Source organism: Janthinobacterium sp. BJB426 (assembly GCF_002735705.1).
Classification (GTDB): Bacteria; Pseudomonadota; Gammaproteobacteria; order Burkholderiales; family Burkholderiaceae_D; genus Janthinobacterium.
In genome coordinates, this window is record NZ_PDZL01000004.1 from 420,703 (window position 1) to 440,154 (window position 19,452).

The following is a 19,452-nucleotide window of genomic DNA, read 5'->3' on the forward strand; positions in this document are numbered from 1 at the left end:
CGGAATATAAATCTCGCTAAAGCGTCGCAGGCAAAATCCTCTTTACTGCGACAGAACATTCACATAGTAAACAGGAGCTTGCAATGTCAAACGACTATCTCTTCACTTCCGAATCCGTTTCGGAAGGCCATCCCGACAAGGTTGCCGATCAAATTTCCGACGCCATCCTTGACGCCATCCTGACCCAGGATCCAGCCGCCCGCGTGGCTGCTGAAACCCTGTGCAACACCGGTCTGGTGGTGCTGGCTGGCGAGATTACCACGCACGCCAATGTGGATTATATTCAAGTTGCGCGCGAAACCATCAAACGCATCGGCTACGACAACACGGAATACGGCATCGACTACAAGGGGTGCGCCGTGCTGGTGGCCTACGACAAGCAGTCGCCGGACATCGCGCAAGGCGTCGATGAAGGTGCGGGGATTGACCTGGATCAAGGCGCTGGCGATCAGGGCCTGATGTTCGGCTATGCCTGCGATGAAACGGCCGAGCTGATGCCCGCCGCCATCCACTACGCGCACCGCCTGGTCGAGCGCCAGTCGCAGCTGCGCAAGGATGGCCGTCTGCCATGGCTGCGTCCGGACGCGAAATCGCAAGTGACCCTGCGCTACGTCGATGGCCGCCCCGTCGGCGTGCACACGGTCGTGCTGTCGACCCAGCATGCGCCGGAAATCTCGCACAAGCAGATCGAAGAAGCCGTCATCGAAGAAATCATCAAGCCGATCCTGCCGCGCGAATGGCTGACGGAGACCAAATTCCTCGTCAACCCGACGGGCCGTTTCGTCATCGGCGGCCCGCAAGGCGATTGCGGCTTGACCGGCCGCAAGATCATCGTCGACACCTACGGTGGCGCAGCGCCGCACGGCGGCGGCGCGTTCTCGGGCAAGGATCCTTCGAAAGTCGACCGTTCGGCAGCCTACGCGGCCCGTTACGTGGCGAAAAACATCGTCGCGGCCGGCCTGGCGCGCCAATGCCAGGTGCAGGTCAGCTACGCCATCGGCGTGGCCAAGCCGATCAACATCACCGTCTACACGGAAGGCACGGGCGTGATTCCCGACGCGGAAATCGCCAAGCTGGTGCTGGCGCACTTTGATTTGCGTCCAAAAGGCATCGTGCAAATGCTCGACCTGCTGCGCCCGATCTACCAGAAGAGCGCCGCCTACGGCCACTTCGGCCGCGAAGAGCCGGAATTCACGTGGGAACGCACGGACAAGGTCGCCCTGCTGCGCGACGCTGCCGGCCTGAAGTAATCTAGTCAGACTTGCAAGAAAAGCGCCCCGGCCTCTGGCCGCGGGCGCTTTTTTTATGTGTTGTTACATGGCAATACATGGCGAACAAACTGGCGCGCCGGCCTTGCCAATGTTAAAATCCACAGTCCGAGGAGCGTTGCGACGAAGAAATTCGCCAGGCTCGGAATATCCTGCAACTGCGCTCACGTACCTTTTTCAACTGAAAGGAGGGCGTGATGAACGCCGTACTCAAATCGCAACACGACTACACCATCGCCGATATCACTCTGGCTGCATGGGGCGACAAAGAAATCAAGATTGCTGAAACGGAAATGCCTGGCCTGATGGCCATCCGCGAAGAATTCGCGGCAGCGCAGCCTTTGAAAGGCGCGCGCATCACCGGTTCCATCCACATGACCATCCAGACCGCCGTGCTGATCCAGACCCTGGAAGCACTGGGCGCGCAAGTGCGTTGGGCATCGTGCAACATTTACTCCACGCAAGATCACGCTGCCGCCGCCATCGCCGCCGCCGGCACGCCTGTGTTCGCCATCAAGGGCGAGTCGCTGGATGACTACTGGGAATACACGCACCGCATCTTCGAATGGCCGAACATGGACGGCAAGGCGGTCTACTCGAACATGATCCTCGACGATGGCGGCGACGCTACCCTGCTGCTGCACCTGGGCGTGCGCGCGGAAACCGACCTGTCGGTGCTGGCGAATCCGGGTTCGGAAGAAGAAATCTGCATGTTCAACTCGATCAAGCGTCATCTGCTGGCCGACCCGACCTGGTACTCGAAGCGTCTGCCGGAAATCCTCGGCGTGACGGAAGAAACCACCACCGGCGTGCACCGTTTGTACCAGATGCACAAGGAAGGCAAGCTGGCTTTCCCTGCGATCAACGTCAACGATTCCGTCACGAAATCGAAGTTCGACAACCTGTATGGCTGCCGCGAGTCCTTGGTCGACGGCATCAAGCGCGCCACCGACGTGATGATCGCCGGTAAAGTGGCCGTTATCGCCGGTTACGGTGACGTCGGCAAGGGTTCGGCCCAAGCCATGCGCGCCCTGTCGGCGCAAGTGTGGGTAACGGAAGTCGATCCGATCTGCGCACTGCAGGCGGCGATGGAAGGCTACCGCGTCGTGACCATGGATTACGCCTGCGAACACGGCGACATCTTTGTCACCTGCACCGGCAACTATCACATCCTCACGCACGATCACCTGACGCGCATGAAAGACCAGGCCATCGTCTGCAACATTGGTCACTTCGACAATGAAATCGACGTTGCTTCGTTGAAACAATACGAGTGGGAAAACATCAAGCCGCAAGTCGACCACATCATCTTCCCGTCGGGCCGCCGCATCATCCTGCTGGCCGAAGGTCGCCTGGTCAACCTCGGTTGCGGCACGGGCCACCCGTCGTACGTGATGAGCTCGTCGTTCGCCAACCAGACGATCGCGCAGATCGAGCTGTACGCGAACACGGCCAACTACCCGGTCGGCGTGTACACCCTGCCAAAACACCTGGACGAAAAAGTCGCCCGCCTGCAACTCAAAAAGTTGAATGCGCAGCTGACGGAACTGACGCAAGAGCAAGCCGACTACATCGGCGTGCGTCAAGAAGGCCCCTACAAGCCTGAACACTACCGCTATTAATCGGTAGCTCTGGGCTGTAACTCACCCTCTGAGGGCCGGCGCCTGCCGCCGGCCTGACCCTATTTTTGACAGGCTAGAGAAATGCGCTTGCTACTGATTTGGTTTATCAATGCGGCAGCCCTGTTTGCCGTCCCCTACCTGATGCACTCGGTGACGATGAGCAGCGGCTGGACGGCGCTGCTGGCCGCTGCCGTGCTGGGGCTGGTCAATGCGTTGATCCGTCCCTTGCTGATCCTGCTGACCCTGCCCGTGACGTTCTTGTCGCTGGGCTTGTTCATCTTGATCATCAACGGCTTCATGTTCTGGCTGGTGGCGCAGATGATCGATGGTTTCCATGTCGCCAGTTTCTGGTCTGCCGTGGGCGGTGCCATTTTGTACAGCATCATTTCCTGGGCCCTGTCGACCTTACTTTTGAGTAACGACGATGGAAAAGCATAATTTCAGTATTGAGTTTTTCCCGCCGAAAACCCCGGAAGGGGCGGAAAAGCTGCGTGCCACGCGTGTCAAATTGTCTGAGTTGCATCCGAAGTATTTCTCGGTGACCTTTGGCGCCGGCGGCACCACGCAGCAGGGCACGCTCGACACCGTGCGCGAGATCCTGGCGGCCGGCGAACAGGCCGCGCCGCACTTGTCTTGCGTGGGCGGCTCGCGCGAATCGATCCGCGCCGTGCTGGCTGATTTCAAGGCGGCCGGCGTGAAGCGTATCGTGGCCTTGCGGGGTGACTTGCCCAGCGGCTATGGCGCCTCGGGCGAGTTCCGCTACGCCAACGAGCTTGTGGAATTCATCCGCGCCGAGACGGGCGACCATTTTCATATCGAAGTGGCCGCCTATCCGGAAGTGCATCCGCAAGCCCGTTCGCCGCAGGATGACTTGAACGCGTTCGCGCGCAAGGTGCAGGCCGGTGCCGACGCGGCCATCACCCAGTATTTCTACAATGCCGACGCGTATTTCCAGTTTGTCGAGCAGACGCAGAAGATGGGCATCAACGTGCCGATCGTGGCCGGCATCATGCCGATCACGAATTACACGCAGCTGATGCGCTTTTCGGACATGTGCGGTGCGGAAATTCCTCGCTGGGTGCGTCTGAAGCTGGCCAGCTTCGGCGACGACAGCGCGTCGATCAAGGCTTTCGGCCTGGACGTGGTGACGGGCTTGTGCGAACGTCTGCTGGAAGGCGGCGCGCCAGGCTTGCATTTCTATAGCATGAACCAGGCGGCGCCCACGACCGCACTGTGGCAGCGCCTGGTGAAATAAACCGTCCTGACGCGTTAAAAAAGATCGCCCTCGGTCACGATGTGATCGAGGGCGATGTCGTATTCGCCGTTGGGAAAGCTGGCAGACAGGCAGGCATAGGCGATGCCGAGGGTGCGCGGACGGGGCGTGGCCGCCAGGGTGCGGTCATAGTAGCCGCCGCCATAGCCGAGGCGAAAGCGTTCTTGGTTAAAACCCAGGCAGGGCACCAGCAGGGTGGCGGGCGCCGCACGCAGGCGCAACTGGGCCGGCACGGCCACGCCCATGCCATCCTTCACCATGGCTTCACCGGGCGTCCAATTGCTGAATGCCAGCGGCGCATGCTTTTCAAGCACCACCGGCAAGCTTAATTGCACGCCGCGCGCGGCCAATTGCGCATAGGCGCCGTGCAAGTCCGGCTCGCCGTGCAGGGGCCAGTACACGCCCAGTTCCTCGACATTTTCCTGCGCGCACCAGTCCAGCAGGCGCTGCGCGATGGCCGCATCCCATTGCGCGCGCGTGGCGTCGGGCAGGGCGCGCCGGGCCGTCAGCAAGGCTTTGCGCAAGCCGGCTTTTTCCTGTGGCGCAATGGGTGGCCGTGCAGCCGGATCGCATGTTATTCTAGGGTCGCTATTCATATCACCATCAAGTTAAGATTGAGAGTCGTACATTGATTTCCCCACTGAAATGGATTGCCGGCACGATGCTGTGTGTTGCATCGGCCTTGTCTCCCCTGGCCGCCCTGGCCCAGGTATCGACCACCGCAACGCCTGCCGCGCCCGACACGCGCAGCGAGGACGATGCCTTCCTGCTGCTGCGCGACGCCGCGCGCAAGGATGACGTCGAAAAAGCCGACTTTTATGCGGGGCGCCTGACGAATTACCAGATTCCATCGTATGTTGACTATTATCGGCTGAAACCGCGCATCAAACTGCTGACCGAGGCGCAATTTCGCGATTACCTGAACCGCTACAAGGGCAGTGCCATCGCCGACCGTTTCCGCAACGACTGGCTGCTGGAACTGGGTCGCAAGCGCGACTGGGTCGTGTTCGATGAGCAATACCCGCAATTCGCCCTCGATGACGACACCCAGCTCAAGTGCTATGCGCTGATGTCGCGCGCGGCCAAGGGCCAGAACGTGGCGTCCGAGGCGCGCAACCTGCTCGTCTCGCCGCCTGGTTATGGCGAAGCGTGTGGCAGCCTGATCGCGGCATTGGCGCAAAATGGCCAGTTCGACACGAACGACCTGTGGGCGCAGATCCGCCTGGCGGGCCAGACGAATGCCACGGGCCCGGCGCGCCGCATCGCGCTGCTGCTGGGCGCGTCCGACGCGAAGATGGCGCAAGCCATCGATTTGCCCGCGCTGGTGCTGGCCAAGGGGGCGGGTCTAAGTCGCGCCGACCACGAGATGTACCTGGTGGCCGTCGGCCGCATGGCAAAAAGCACCTTGAAACTGGGCGTGGTGGCCTTGCAAAAGGCCAGTGCGCAACTGACGGCGCAGGAACAGGCCATCGGCTGGGCCAGCCTGGCCCTGCAAGCGTCGTACTCGCTTGCCCCGGAAGCATTTGAATATTGGCAAAAAACCAATGGCGCACCGTTGACCCAGGAGCAGATGCAGTGGAAGGCGCGTATTGCCTTGCGCGAAGGCAACTGGCCGCTGGTAAAGGCTGCCATCCAGGCCATGCCGGCCTCCCTGCGCGCCGACCCGACCTGGGTCTACTGGCTGGCGCGCGCGCAGCAGGCGGAAACGCCGGGTCGCCCGAACGCGCAGGCGGACGCCCTGTACCGCACGATCAGTGAACAATCGAATTTCTACGGCTTGCTGGCCAATGAAGAGCTGGGCAACCACCTGGTCTTGCCGCCGCCGGGCCAGCCGATCACGCCGGCGGAAATCGCCGCCATGGCCGCCAATCCGGGTTTGCAGCGCGCCTTGAAATTCTTCAACATGCGCTTGCGCTTCGAAGGCACGCGCGAGTGGAACTGGGAATTGCGTTCGATGACGGACAGGCAACATCTGGCGGCTGCGGAATTTGCGCGCCAGAACAATGTGCTCGACCGCATGGTCAACACCTCGGACCGCACGCGCCTGGAAGTGGACTACACGCAGCGCTACCCGACGCCGCACGACGACGTCATGCACCCGGCCACGCAAACCCTGGGCCTGGACAAGGCGTGGGTGTATGGCTTGATCCGCCAGGAATCGCGCTTCATCATGGATGCGCAGTCGCACGTGGGCGCGTCCGGCCTGATGCAGGTGATGCCGTCGACGGCCCGTTACGTCGCCAAGAAGATCGGCCTCACCGATTTCGTTACGGAAACCTTGAGCGACGTGCGCACCAACGTGTTGCTGGGCACGAATTACCTGAACATGGTGCTTGGCGGTCTCGACGGTTCGCAAGTGCTGGCCAGCGCCGCCTACAACGCGGGGCCGGGGCGCTTGCGCATCTGGCGCGCCACCATGACGCGTCCGCTGGAAGGCGCCGTCTTTGCCGAGATCATTCCGTACACGGAAACGCGCGGCTACGTGAAAAACGTGATGGCCAACGCCACCTATTATGCGGCCCTGTTCGAGAAGAGCCCGCAATCGCTGAAAGCCCGCCTGGGTACCGTGGGCCCGAAAAACAGCGCTGTTTCTGCCGATTTGCCATCATCCAACTAAAGCTCGCCGACCATGCAAACGACCATCCTTGATCCCAGCCTGACGCAAACCCTGGCCGCCGCGCGCGAGCCGGGCCTGACCCTCATCATCGGCAACAAGAATTACTCGTCCTGGTCGATGCGCCCTTGGGTGGCCATGACAGCGTTCGGCATCCCGTTCCAGGAAGTGCGCGTGCTGCTCGACCAGAGCGACACGGCCACCAAAATTGCCGAATATTCGGCTTGCGGCCGGGTCCCCGTGCTGTTGGCGGGCGAGATCACGATCTGGGACAGCCTGGCCATCTGCGAATACCTTGCCGAGCAGTTTCCCGATAAACACATGTGGCCGCAAGACGTGGCCGCGCGCGCCATGGCGCGCTGTGTCTGCGCGGAAATGCACTCGGGTTTCACGGGCTTGCGCACGGATATGTCGATGAATATCAAGGCGAAGTTGCCGGGACGTGGCCGCACGGCCGCCGCGCAGGCGGACATCGGCCGCATCAGTGAAATCTGGGAAGAGTGTTTATCGCGCTTTGGCCACCACCAGTTCCTGTTTGGCGACTTTTCCATTGCCGATGCGTATTTCGCCCCCGTCGTCATGCGTTTCCGCACGTATGGCGTGAGCCTGGCGCCGGCCCTGAACGCGTATTGCGAGCGCGTGCAGGCGCACCCGGCCGTGGCCCGCTGGATCATGGAAGCGCTGGCGGAGACGGAAGTTGCTGCCAAGCACGATGCGGAACTGCCTGATTAAGAAAAGAGTGTTATGAAGATATACACGGTCGGTGGCGCGGTGCGCGACCAACTGCTGGGCTTGCCCGTGAAAGACCACGACCACGTTGTCGTCGGCGCCACGCCGGAAGACATGCTGCGCCGGGGCTTCCGGCCCGTCGGCAAGGATTTCCCCGTGTTTTTGCACCCGAAGACGCAGGAAGAATACGCGCTGGCCCGCACGGAACGCAAGACGGCGCCCGGCTACCGGGGCTTCGTCTTCCACACGGCGCCCGACGTCACCCTGGAAGACGACCTGGTGCGGCGCGATCTCACCATCAACGCCATCGCGCAAGCCGAGGACGGTAGCCTGACCGACCCGTTCGGCGGTATTCAGGATATCGAGAACAAAATCTTCCGCCACGTTTCCGATGCGTTCGGTGAAGACCCCGTGCGCATCTTGCGCCTGGCCCGCTTTGCCGCCCGTTTTCATACTTTCACTGTGGCACCGGCCACCATGGAACTGATGCGCCGGATGGTGCAGGACGGCGAAGTCGACGCCCTGGTGGCCGAGCGCGTGTGGCAGGAAGTGGCAAAAGGATTGATGGAAGCGCGGCCGTCGCGCATGCTGACGGTGCTGCACGAATGCGGCGCGCTGGCGCGCATCATGGGCGAAATCAGCATCAGCGAACGCTTGCTGCAAGTGATCGACCATGCCGCCGTGCAAGGTCATGACTTGCCCGTGCGCTTTGCCGTCTTGATGCTGCATATGAGCAAGGATGCCATCGAACAGCTGAGCGAGCGCCTGCGCGTGCCCAACGAGTGCCGCGAACTGGCCATCATGGCGGCGCGCGAGTTGCATAATATCAACGGCGCGCTGGCGCTGAGCGCCGAAGAACTGGTGAGCTTGTGCGAGCGCTGCGACGGCTTGCGCAAGCCGCAGCGTTTCGTGCAGATGCTGGACGCCATCGCCTGCGATGTGCATGCACAGGATCCTGTATTTCCACAGTCCGCGTGGCTGCAAGCCATGCTGGCGGCCGTGCGCGGTGTCGATGCGGGAGCACTGGCACAAGCTTGCGCACAGGAACCGAAACGCATTCCGGCCGTCATCCATGCGGCGCGCGTGGAGGCCGTCACGAACGTGATCAGCCGTACGGAACTCCCATGACCCTGCCCAAATTGTTCCAGAACCCGTTTCGCCGCTGGCTGAGCCGTAGCGGCGGCGGGCGTCCGAGTGTGCTCGTCAAACAGTTGCATGAGCGCGACCGGCGCCGCATGATGAAGCATTTTCTTTCTCTTGAGAAAAGCGACCGCCTGCTGCGCTTCGGCAGCGCCTTGCCCGATGAATTGGTGGCTCAGTACGTGCAGAAGATGGATTTCTCGCGCGACATGATCTACGGCGTCTACAACAGCCTGTTCAAGCTGGTGGGGGTGGGGCATCTGGCGTTCGCGCCGAAGGACACGTCGCCGGCGAAAAGTGTCGTCACGGACAAGGAGCAGGTGGCCGAGTTTGGCGTGTCCGTGTCAAAATCCATGCGTGGCATGGGGGTCGGGTCAAAACTGTTCGAGCGGGCGGCGATTCACTGCCGCAACAACGATGTCGATACCCTGTACATGCACTGTCTGTCGTCGAACAAGACGATGATGCATATCGCCAAGAAGGCGGGCATGGAAATCCAGCGCGACTATGGCGAAGCCGATGCCTATCTGAAACTGTTGCCGCCGAACCCGAGCAGCATGCTGCAGGAAGCCGTGCAGGAGCAGTTCGCCATGTTCGACTACACGTTCAAGGCGAATGCGCGCGCCGCGTTCAAACTGTGGGATCGCTTGCCGGGGCGCAAGAAGAAGCCCGGACCGCCGGCACCACCGTCACAGTAAGGGCAGGGCCGTCGTATCCTTGATGCGCTGCAAGGCAAAGCTTGATTTCACATCCAGCACGGCCGGGTGGCGCAGCAGGGTCGCCATCATGAAGCGCGAAAAGTGCTCCATGTCTTCCACGTGCACGCGCAGCAGGTAATCCATCTCCCCCGTCATCGCATAGCAGGCCACCACTTCCGGCCATTGCGCCACCGCCACGGCGAAGTCGGCGCGCGGCGAGGTGTTCGTCACCAGGTTCGGTGCCAGCACCCTTGCCGTGCTGTGGGCGGTGGCATCGCTGTGCTTTTCCAGCCGCACGTTCACATAGGCGAGCAGGCCCAGGCCGATCTTTTCCGGGTCCAGCAGGGCCACGTACTGGCGGATCACGCCCGCTTCTTCCAGCCGTTTGACGCGGCGCAAGCATGGCGACGGCGACAGGCTGACCTGCTCGGCCACGTCCTGGTTCGACAGGCGGCCATCGGCCTGCAGGACGGCGAGGATCTTGCGATCCGTTTTATCCAGCGTAATTTTGCTCATGCTTCCTCCGGTGGTTCTTGTTTCACGCAATATTATTGCGCAAATCATGATTGTTCGGGAGATCTTTGGCATTTAATGCCCACAGACCGCGCCTATACTGTGCGCTACTTCTTGGAGGAGACATCATGCAATTTCAGCCTTGGGATAACCCGATGGGTACCGATGGTTTCGAGTTCGTCGAGTATGCAGCACCAGACCCAAAAGCATTGGGCAAGCTGTTCGAGAACATGGGCTTCACGGCCATCGCGCGCCACCGCCACAAGGATGTGACCCTGTACCGTCAGGGCGACATCAATTTCATCATCAATGCCGAACAAGATTCGTTCGCGCAGCGTTTTGCCCGCCATCACGGCCCGTCCGTGTGCGCCATCGCCATCCGTGTCGACGACGCGGCTTTCGTCTACCGCCGCGCGCTGGAACTGGGCGCCTGGGGTTTCGACAATAAAACCGGTCCGATGGAGCTGAATATCCCCGCCATCAAGGGCGTGGGCGATTCGCTGCTGTACTTCGTCGACCGCTGGCGCGGCAAGGGCGCCGACAAGCCGGACGCGGCCGCACCGGGCGGCATCGGCGACATCAGCATCTATGACGTCGACTTCGTCGCCATTCCCGGCGCCGTTGCCAACCCCGTCGGCCATGGCCTGACGTATATCGACCACCTGACGCACAATGTGCACCGTGGCCGCATGAAGGAATGGGCGACGTTCTATGAAAGCCTGTTCAACTTCCGCGAAGTGCGCTATTTCGACATCGAAGGCAAGCTGACGGGCCTCAAATCGAAGGCGATGACTTCGCCATGCGGCAAGATCCGCATTCCGATCAATGAATCGTCGGACGACAAGTCGCAGATCGCCGAATACCTGGACCAGTACCATGGCGAAGGTATCCAGCACATCGCGCTGGGTACGGACAATATCTACGCGTCCGTGCAAGGCATGCGCGATACGGGTATCGATTTCCAGGACACGATTGAAACGTACTATGAGCTGGTCAACCGCCGCCTGCCGAACCACGGCGAGCAGCTGGAAGAACTGCGCCGCCTGCGCATCCTGATCGATGGCCACAGCACGGAAACCGAACGCGAACTGTTGCTGCAGATATTCACGCAGACGGTGATCGGCCCGATCTTCTTCGAGATCATCCAGCGCAAGGGCGACCAGGGCTTCGGCGAAGGCAACTTCCGCGCCCTGTTCGAGTCGATCGAGCTGGACCAGATCAAGCGCGGCGTGCTGAAAGATACGAACGCGGCGTAATGTTGCTTTGTAATAAACGGTAGTAAAAACAGCAGCAAAAAGGTGAGAACACAGGAGTGCAGCGCAGCAAAGAACTGCGCGCATTCCTGTGGTAGTCTACGACAAACAAGTCATTTTTCCGCACCGGCATTGTCCACAAGGCACAGTCGGTACGTGTGAGTTCAACCGACTTTGCACGCGTAGCACAGAGAATAATGGAGACAAGTAATGAATGCACCAATCAAGGGCTCGAGTCTTGAGCCGGGCGCGCACGCGTCTGAAATTTCGCTAAACGATAAATACACGCTCGAGCGTGGCCGCGCCTTCATGACGGGCACGCAAGCGCTGATCCGCCTGCCCATGCTGCAGCGCGAGCGCGACCTGAAGGCTGGCCTGAATACGGCCGGCTACATCACCGGTTACCGCGGTTCGCCTGTGACGTCCGTCGACATGACGGCGATCAAGGCCAAGAAATACCTCGATGAACATCACGTCAAATTCCACCCTGGCCTGAACGAAGACCTGGCCGCCACGGCCGTCTGGGGCACGCAGCAAACGAACTTGTTCGAAGACGCGAAATACGATGGCGTGTTCGGCATGTGGTATGGCAAGGGCCCCGGCGTCGACCGCTGCGGCGACGTGTTCAAGCACGCCAATAACGCCGGTTCCGCCAAGCACGGCGGCGTGCTGGTGCTGGCCGGCGACGACCATGCGGCCAAATCCTCGTCCACGGCGCACCAGTCCGACCATATCCTGAACGCGTGCGGCATTCCCGTGCTGTATCCGTCGTCGGTGCAGGAATACATCGATTACGGCTTGCATGCGTGGGCCATGAGCCGCTACACGGGGCTATGGGTGTCGATGAAATGCGTGACCGACATCATCGAGTCGGGCGCCGCCGTCGATTTCGACCCGGATCGCGTGCAGATCACCCTGCCGACGGACTTCGAGATGCCGGCCGGTGGCTTGAACATCCGCTGGCCCGACACGGTGCTGGAACAAGAAGTCCGCATGAACAGCTACAAATGGTATGCGGCGCTGGCGTATGCGCGTGCCAACAAGCTCAATAAAATCATCTGGGACAGCCCGAAGGCGCGCATCGGCATCATCACGGCCGGCAAATCGTATCTCGACACGCGCCAGGCGCTGGCCGACCTCGGCATCGACGAGCAGACGGCGTCCGACATCGGCATCCGTCTGTACAAGATCGGCATGACCTGGCCGCTGGAAGCGGACGGCGTGCATGAATTCGCCAAGGGCCTCGATGAAATCCTCGTGGTGGAAGAAAAGCGGCAAATCCTCGAATATGCGCTGAAGGAAGAACTGTACAACCTGAAGGATGGCGAGCGTCCGCGCGTGGTCGGCAAGTTCGACGACACGGGCGAATGGAGCAACCAGAAGGGCACGGGCCACGGCGACTGGCTGCTGCCGGCCACGTATGAGCTGAACCCGGCCATGATCGCCCGCGCGATTGCCAGCCGTATCTCGCGCTACTACGCGGGCCACCCGGTCGAGCAGCGCGTGAAGGAGCGCATCGCCTACCTCGAAGCCAAAGAGAATGTGCTCAAAGCGATCAGCGTGAAACCCGATCCGCAAAAGGACCGCACGCCGTTCTTCTGCTCCGGCTGCCCGCACAACAGTTCCACGAAAGTGCCGGAAGGCTCGCGCGCGCTGGCTGGCATCGGCTGCCACTACATGGTGCTGTGGATGGACCGCGAAACGTCGACATTTACCCACATGGGCGCCGAAGGCGTCACGTGGGTGGGGCAGGCGCCGTTCACGAATGAAAAGCACGTGTTTACCAACCTCGGTGACGGCACGTATTTCCACTCGGGCATCCTGGCCATCCGCGCCGCCGTCTCGGCCAAGGTGAACATCACCTATAAAATCCTGTTCAATGATGCGGTCGCCATGACGGGCGGCCAGGAATTCGACGGTCCTTTGTCTCCGGCCATCATTTCGCGCCAGATCGCCGCCGAAGGCGTGGGCCCGATCATCGTCGTCACGGATGAACCGGAAAAATACCCGGACGATTACGCCTGGGCGGAAGGCGTCACCGTGCGCCACCGTTCGGAACTGATGGATGTGCAGCGCGAACTGCGCGACATGCCGGGCGTGTCGGCCATGATCTACGACCAGACCTGCGCCTCGGAAAAACGCCGCCGCCGGAAACGCAATGAATACCCGGATCCAGCCAAGCGCGCCGTCATCAATGAAGCCGTCTGCGAAGGCTGCGGCGACTGCTCCGTGCAATCTAACTGCCTGTCGGTGGAACCGCTGGAAACGGAACTGGGGCGCAAGCGCCAGATCAACCAGTCGTCCTGCAACAAGGATTTTTCGTGCACGACGGGCTTCTGCCCCAGCTTCGTGACGGTGGAAGGCGGCGGCCTGAAAAAGCCGAAGAAGGCAGCTGCCGCCGACAAGGACGCGCCAGCCGTGCCGGCCTTGCCGACGCCAAACATTCCCTCGACGGCCGAGCCGTTCGGCATCCTGGTCACCGGCATCGGCGGCACGGGTGTGGTGACCGTCGGCCAGATCCTGGCCATGGCGGCCCACGTGGAAGGCAAGGGCTGTTCCGTGCTCGACATGAGCGGCCTGGCGCAAAAAGGCGGCCCCGTGATGTCGCACGTGCGTCTGGCGGACCGCCAGGAAGACATCCACTCGACGCGCGTCGGCACGGGCGCGGCCGACCTGGTGATCGGTTGCGACCTGATCGTCACGGCCAGCCGCGACGCGCTGTCGCGCATGGGAGAAGGCCGCAGCTGGGCCATGATCAACTCGACCAGTTCGTCGACGGCCGCCTTCGTGAAGAATCCGGACTGGCAATTCCCCGGTGCTTCCGCGCGCATGGAAATCGAAAAGGCGTGCGGCAGCGACCACGTGGACTTCATCGACGCGGGCCAGATCGCCACGGCACTGATGGGCGATTCGATCGCCACGAATATGTTCATGCTGGGCTATGCCTGGCAAAAGGGCAAGGTGCCATTGAGCGAAGCGTCCATCATGAAGGCCATCGACTTGAACAACGTCTCGGTGGCGTTCAACAAGGCCGCCTTCAACTGGGGCCGCGCGGGCGCTCACGATACGGCCAGCCTGGTGCGCATGACCACACCGGCGAAAGTGGTGGAATTCAAGCGCATCGAAACGCTCGACGACCTGATCGAAAAACGCGTGGCCCTGCTGACGGCCTACCAGGACCGCGCGTATGCGCAGCAGTATCTGGACTTCATCAAACAGGTGCGCGCCGCCGAAAGCGCCCTGAATGGCCCGCACTTGCGTCTGACGGAAGCCGTGGCCCGCTACTTCTACAAGCTGATGGCGTACAAGGACGAGTATGAAGTGGCGCGTCTGTACACGGACGGCGCCTTCCAGGCGAAGATCGCCGCCATGTTCGAAGGCGACATCAAGCTCAAGTTCCACCTGGCGCCGCCGATCATGGCCAAGACGGACGCCCAGGGCCACCTGGTGAAGAAGGAATTCGGCCCGTGGATGATGAAGGCGTTCGGCGTACTGGCCAAGTTCAAGGGCTTGCGCGGCACGGCTTTCGACGTGTTCGGCCATACGGCCGAGCGCAAGATGGAGCGTGCGCTGATTCTCGAATACCGCGCGACGGTGGGCGGCTTGCTGCCGAAACTGACGACGGCCAAGCTGGCGCAAGCCGTGGCGATCGCCAGCATCCCGGAAGACATCCGCGGCTATGGCCATGTGAAGGAGCGTCATTTGAAGGCGGCGAAAGAGAAGGAAGCCAGTTTGCTGATCGCCTTTAACGCGCCGACGCCGCTGCCGCCCGTCGTGGCGGCGCCCGTGGCGGCCACCGTGGCGTGATGCGGTGAACTTCACGCTGTAGCAATGGCGCCTGCGGGCGCCATTTTTTTTGTATCAAAGAAAACAACGCCTGTTTGTAAAAAGTCTTATAATTTTTCGATAATTTCTTTTCGGAAAGTTCGTCATGCCTGCCCTGCGCCTCTCGTCCCTGGCCGTTCCTCTCGTATTGTTGTTGAGTGCCTGTGGCGGAGGCGGCGGCAGCGACAGCGCGCCTGTCGTGCCGCCCGTGACGCCGACGGGCCCGACGGCGCTGGTCGCTTCCTCGACGGTGGCGAACCGCTGCGAGGCGCCGCGTAGCGGCAGCAGTATCGACAAGCCGGGCAGCTTGCTCGATGAGCAGACGTGGGTGCGCAGCTGGATCGATGAAACGTATCTGTGGTACCGCGAAGTGCCGACCACCTACCAGCCGCAAAGCTTCACCACGGCCAAGGCGTACTTCGATGTGCTGAAAACGACGGCCACGACGGCATCCGGCAAACCGAAGGACCAGTTCCATTTCACCTTGTCGACGGCAGAGTGGGAAGACTCGCTCAACGGCGTGGAACTCGGTTACGGCATGCTGCTGGCGCTGACGCGCACCACGCCGCCGCGCAGGGCCGTGATCTCGATCATCGAGCCAGGCTCGCCAGCCGACCTGGCGGGCTTGCGGCGTGGCGACGTGCTGCAAACCGTCGATGGCGTCGATTTCGTCCATGCCCCCGACACGGCCAGCGTGAATATCCTCAACGCGGGCCTGTTCCCCACGGCGCAAGGCACGCACACGCTGGGATTCAGCCGCAACGGCGCGCCCCTGTCCAGGAGCCTGACGGCGGTGGACGTGAACACCAGCGCCGTGCAGAACGAGCGCATCATCGACACGCCCACGGGCAAGGTGGGCTACCTGACCTTCAATACGCATAACAACGTGGCCGAACGCCAGCTGGTCGAGACCATGACCCGCTTCCAGGCGGCCGGCATCAGCGACCTGGTGCTCGACGTGCGCTACAACGGCGGCGGTTATCTGGATGTCGCCAGCGAACTCGCCTACATGATTGCCGGCCCGCAAGTTACTGCCGGCAAGACCTTCGAGCAGGTGCTCTTCAATGACAAGACGCGGCCGGAAGCGCCCGTGCCATTCCATGCGCAAAGCCAGGGCTTCGGCGGCCCGAATCCCCTCGCCAAGGGAACGCCGTTGCCGTCCCTGGCTCTCAAGCGCGTGACCTTGCTGACAACCGGCAATACCTGTTCGGCCAGCGAAGCGATCATCAACGGCTTGCGCGGCGTGGACGTGCAGGTCAACCTGATCGGCGGCACGACGTGCGGCAAGCCCTACGGTTTCTTTCCCGCGCCGAATTGCGGCACCACGTATTTTGCCGTGCAGTTCCAGGGCGTCAATGCCAAGGGCTTCGGCGACTTTGCCGATGGCATGGCGCCGACCTGCGACGTGGCCGACGATTACCAGCACCAGCTGGGCGATCCGGCGGAAGGCATGCTGGCGGCGGCGCTGCGCTACCGCAGCAGCGGCAGCTGCACGCCGGCCACGGGCGCCATCAGGCTGTTGAGTTCGATCGAGAGTCCGACCGACACGGCTACGCGCCTGTTACGGCCATTGCACAAGGAAATTGCCATCATGCGCCATTAAGGCGCAGGTTCCTGCCATGCGCCAGGGTCAGCGCGTGACGATTTCCTGCTCATGAATCTTTCTATATAACAATTTTGATATATAGAAAGATGAATCCATTCGTTCTGGAATGACTGGCATTTTGCTATCTTGCCGCTTTTCTCCCACCTTGAGAAGCGCAACGATGTCGAAACAGTTCAAGTTAACCCCGCTCAGCCTTGGCGTACTGGCCATCCTGGGCGGCACCGCATGGCAGGCGCACGCGCAAACGCAAGCGCCCGCAGCGGATCAGCAGCCGGCGGCCACCCCGCCGGCCGTCGTGGTCACCGGTTCGCGCATTCCCCGCGCCAGCCTGGAAGGCCCGTCTTCCGTCACCATCCTGACCGGCGATGAAATCACCAAGCAGGGCTACAAGAACGTCTTTGACGCGCTGACCAGCCAGGTGCAGAACAGCGGCTTTACGCAAGGCGAGGATTACGGCAATACCTTCACGCCGTCGGCCAATACCATCAGCCTGCGCGGCCTCGGTCCGAACCATACCCTGATCCTGCTGAACGGCCGCCGCCTGGCCGACTTCCCCATCGCCTATGACGGCGCCGTCAACTTCACCAACCTGGCGAACATCCCGGCTAGCATTGTCGACCGCATCGAGATCCTCAACGGCGGCGCCTCGGCCATCTATGGCTCGGACGCGATCGCCGGCGTGGTCAACGTGATCCTGAAAAAACAGGCGGAAGGCTTCGATATCAACGTCAAGGTTGGCGGTACCTCGCGCGGCGGCGCCGGCAACCAGCGCGTGCAACTGACGGGCGGCGGCAATTTTGACAAGCTGCATACCCTGTTCAGCGTGGAGCTGAGTGAACGCGATCCGCTGTGGAGCATGGACCGCGACTTCATGACCAGCCGCTCCGGCGTGCCGACCACGGTTGCTTCGCGCCGCACCCAGGCCTCCGGCACGTCCGGCAGCTATGTCGACCTGGGCGACACCTGCAACCAGTTCGGCGACATGTTCGGCGGCAGCGTCGTCAAGTACCAGGCGAAGAATGGCAGCTATTGCGCCAGCCCGAAAGCCCGTCCGACCTACTGGACCACGCAGACCAAGAACAGCAGCCAGAACGTGTTCGGCAGCGCCAATTACGAGCTCGATGCGGAGACCACGCTGTTTGCCGATTTCCTGCTTGGCAAGAACAAGACCGTCAACAATACACGCGGCCCGTCGTGGACCTCGGCATCGCTGAACGGGGGCTCTTTCCTGAACCAGAACACCGGCGCCTACGAAGAGTGGACCCGCTTCATGGCGCCCGAGGAAATCGGCGGCGTGCAGCGCTACAACCGCAGCTGGGAGGACCTGGCCACGGCCATCTCGCTGGGCGCCAAGGGCCGTATTCCTGGCACCGCCTGGCAGTATGAAGCCAACTACAACGCTTCCATCTACAAGAGCGAAGGCCATACGCCGCGCATGTTGTCGAACATCGACAGCTTCTTCCTGGGACCCAAGCTGGGCACGGATGCCAAGGGCGTGGCCATTTACGCGCCGGATGCGGCGCGCCTGTCGCGCCGCCTGACGGCTGCCGAATTCGACAGCATCACCGGCTACAGCGACAGCCGTGACAAGGCCTGGACGAATACCCTGAGCCTGGCTACGAATGGCGACCTGTTCCAGCTGCCTGCCGGCACGGTGAAAGTCGCCACGATTGCCGAGGCGAGCAAGCAGGGCTTCAGCAACGAACCCGACGCGCGCATCGACCAGGGCTATTTCAATATCGCTACCGGTTCGGGCACCACGGCCGGCACCCGTTCGCGCTATGCGCTGGGCGCGGAATTGAATGTGCCGCTGCATGAGAAGCTGACCGCTACCGTGGCTGGCCGTTATGACCGCTACAGCTTTGCCGGCCGCAAGGAAGGCAAGTTCACCTACAACGGCGGGCTGGAACTGCGCCCGACGCCGGACCTGCTGTTCCGTGCCAACTACGCCACCAGCTTCCGCGCGCCGGACATGAACTACATCTACCAGGCCCGCGGCAAAGGCTATTATGCGAGTACCACCGACTACTACCGTTGCGACGCCGCCGGACAGGCCATCGACGGCTGCGAGTACGCGAATAAATCGCCGGGCGCCGATTACGTGCAGAACGGCAGCCGCGACCTGCAGTCGGAAAAGGGCAAGTCCTTCGGCGTGGGCGCCGTCTGGTCGCCGAGTGCCAATTTCGACGTCTCGGTCGACTATTGGAACATCAAGATCGACGACCTGGTGACGAACCTGGACGCCGACAAGCTGCTGCGCGACGAATCCGATTGCCGCCTGGGCAAGGCCGACATCGGCTCGCCGACCTGTATCGACACCCTGGGCCGCATCGAGCGCTACGCGGCCAATGCCTTGAACAAGGCGGGCGAGATCAAGACCATCACCGTCAATCCGATCAACGCGGCCAAGCAAAGCAGCAGCGGCATCGACGTCAGCCTGAAGTATTTGCTGCGCACGACAGACTATGGCCGCTTCGCCTTCAAGGCCAACTACGCGCGGGTGCTGAGCAAGAAATCGCAGCAATTCGCCGGTGACGCAGAGACCGATGAAACCAAATCGATGACGAACAGGGATTGGCCTGACAAGCTGAACCTGAGCGTCAACTGGGGCGCAGGCGACTGGTCGAATACCTTGCTGGTCAGCCGCTACGGCAAGGTGCCTAACTCTGCCGGCAAGGGCTACCTGACGCCGACGGCGCTGGCCAACATCAGCACCGTGTACCGCATCAACGACCGCGCCACCGTGTCGCTGATCGTCAACAACGTGTTCGACAAGATCAAGCGCGATACCAGCAACGGCTGGCCGTACTACCCGATCGGCAACTACAGCCCGCAAGGCCGCCAGGGATGGGTCGAATTCAACTACCACTTTGGCTCGTAATTCACGCTTGCCAGAGCAAGGCCGGAGCAG

Annotated in this window: 14 protein-coding genes and 1 riboswitch; of the genes, 12 read left to right on the forward strand and 2 right to left on the reverse strand. The window is 61.6% G+C overall.

The annotated features are described in order from the left end of the window. The first annotated feature begins 83 nt into the window (after positions 1–83). The 4 genes from metK (at position 84) to metF (ending at position 4,145) form a co-directional block, all read left to right on the forward strand. Positions 84–1,250, forward strand: a complete 1,167-nt coding sequence (metK, locus tag CSQ93_RS09760; RefSeq protein WP_034783537.1) for a methionine adenosyltransferase — start codon at positions 84–86, stop codon at positions 1,248–1,250. Between the two features lie 122 nt (positions 1,251–1,372). Next, a riboswitch (S-adenosyl-L-homocysteine riboswitch) is annotated at positions 1,373–1,441 on the forward strand. A gap of 24 nt (positions 1,442–1,465) precedes the next feature. Next, positions 1,466–2,890, forward strand: coding sequence for an adenosylhomocysteinase (ahcY, locus tag CSQ93_RS09765; RefSeq protein ID WP_099377877.1), 1,425 nt, complete (start codon positions 1,466–1,468; stop codon positions 2,888–2,890). A gap of 81 nt (positions 2,891–2,971) precedes the next feature. Then, positions 2,972–3,328 carry a phage holin family protein gene (locus CSQ93_RS09770; protein ID WP_077398738.1) on the forward strand — a complete coding sequence of 119 codons (357 nt, stop codon included), beginning with the start codon at positions 2,972–2,974 and terminating at the stop codon, positions 3,326–3,328. Then, the gene (gene metF / locus CSQ93_RS09775) at positions 3,315–4,145 is read left to right on the forward strand and encodes a methylenetetrahydrofolate reductase [NAD(P)H] (RefSeq protein ID WP_035823894.1); all 831 of its coding nucleotides are present in this window, start codon (positions 3,315–3,317) and stop codon (positions 4,143–4,145) included. Before CSQ93_RS09770 ends, metF begins: the two co-directional genes overlap by 14 nt. Before the next feature lie 14 nt (positions 4,146–4,159). On the opposite strand, the gene CSQ93_RS09780 is transcribed toward metF, so the two are convergent. Beyond that, on the reverse strand, positions 4,160–4,687 hold the full coding sequence (locus CSQ93_RS09780) for a 5-formyltetrahydrofolate cyclo-ligase (protein ID WP_099377878.1): 528 nt from the start codon (positions 4,685–4,687) through the stop codon (positions 4,160–4,162). 104 nt (positions 4,688–4,791) lie between these two features. Here CSQ93_RS09780 and CSQ93_RS09785 point away from each other — a divergent pair, with 104 nt between their 5' ends. The 4 genes from CSQ93_RS09785 to CSQ93_RS09800 are packed head-to-tail and all read left to right on the forward strand — an operon-like array spanning position 4,792 to position 9,344. After that, on the forward strand, positions 4,792–6,780 hold the full coding sequence (locus CSQ93_RS09785) for a lytic transglycosylase domain-containing protein (protein WP_099377879.1): 1,989 nt from the start codon (positions 4,792–4,794) through the stop codon (positions 6,778–6,780). 12 nt (positions 6,781–6,792) lie between these two features. Further along, positions 6,793–7,509 carry a glutathione S-transferase family protein gene (locus tag CSQ93_RS09790; RefSeq protein ID WP_099377880.1) on the forward strand — a complete coding sequence of 239 codons (717 nt, stop codon included), beginning with the start codon at positions 6,793–6,795 and terminating at the stop codon, positions 7,507–7,509. 12 nt (positions 7,510–7,521) lie between these two features. Then, on the forward strand, positions 7,522–8,634 hold the full coding sequence (locus tag CSQ93_RS09795) for a multifunctional CCA tRNA nucleotidyl transferase/2'3'-cyclic phosphodiesterase/2'nucleotidase/phosphatase (RefSeq protein ID WP_099377881.1): 1,113 nt from the start codon (positions 7,522–7,524) through the stop codon (positions 8,632–8,634). Next, positions 8,631–9,344 carry a GNAT family N-acetyltransferase gene (locus CSQ93_RS09800; RefSeq protein WP_099377882.1) on the forward strand — a complete coding sequence of 238 codons (714 nt, stop codon included), beginning with the start codon at positions 8,631–8,633 and terminating at the stop codon, positions 9,342–9,344. Before CSQ93_RS09795 ends, CSQ93_RS09800 begins: the two co-directional genes overlap by 4 nt. Here the strand turns inward: CSQ93_RS09800 and CSQ93_RS09805 are convergent. Next, a complete protein-coding gene (locus CSQ93_RS09805; protein ID WP_034753092.1) occupies positions 9,336–9,860 on the reverse strand; it encodes an Lrp/AsnC family transcriptional regulator in 525 nt (174 codons plus the stop codon). The genes CSQ93_RS09800 and CSQ93_RS09805 overlap by 9 nt on opposite strands. 125 nt (positions 9,861–9,985) lie before the next feature. Between CSQ93_RS09805 and hppD the strand changes: the two genes are divergently transcribed. The 4 genes from hppD (at position 9,986) to CSQ93_RS09825 (ending at position 19,422) form a co-directional block, all read left to right on the forward strand. After that, positions 9,986–11,113 carry a 4-hydroxyphenylpyruvate dioxygenase gene (gene hppD / locus CSQ93_RS09810; RefSeq protein ID WP_099377883.1) on the forward strand — a complete coding sequence of 376 codons (1,128 nt, stop codon included), beginning with the start codon at positions 9,986–9,988 and terminating at the stop codon, positions 11,111–11,113. A gap of 207 nt (positions 11,114–11,320) precedes the next feature. Further along, the gene (locus CSQ93_RS09815; protein WP_099377884.1) at positions 11,321–14,917 is read left to right on the forward strand and encodes an indolepyruvate ferredoxin oxidoreductase family protein; all 3,597 of its coding nucleotides are present in this window, start codon (positions 11,321–11,323) and stop codon (positions 14,915–14,917) included. 124 nt (positions 14,918–15,041) lie between these two features. Continuing rightward, a complete protein-coding gene (locus CSQ93_RS09820) occupies positions 15,042–16,538 on the forward strand; it encodes a S41 family peptidase (protein WP_099377885.1) in 1,497 nt (498 codons plus the stop codon). Positions 16,539–16,701: 163 nt separating this feature from the next. Beyond that, positions 16,702–19,422 (forward strand): TonB-dependent receptor plug domain-containing protein, encoded by a 2,721-nt coding sequence (locus CSQ93_RS09825; RefSeq protein WP_099377886.1) that lies wholly within the window; start codon positions 16,702–16,704, stop codon positions 19,420–19,422. The last annotated feature ends 30 nt before the right edge of the window (positions 19,423–19,452 follow it).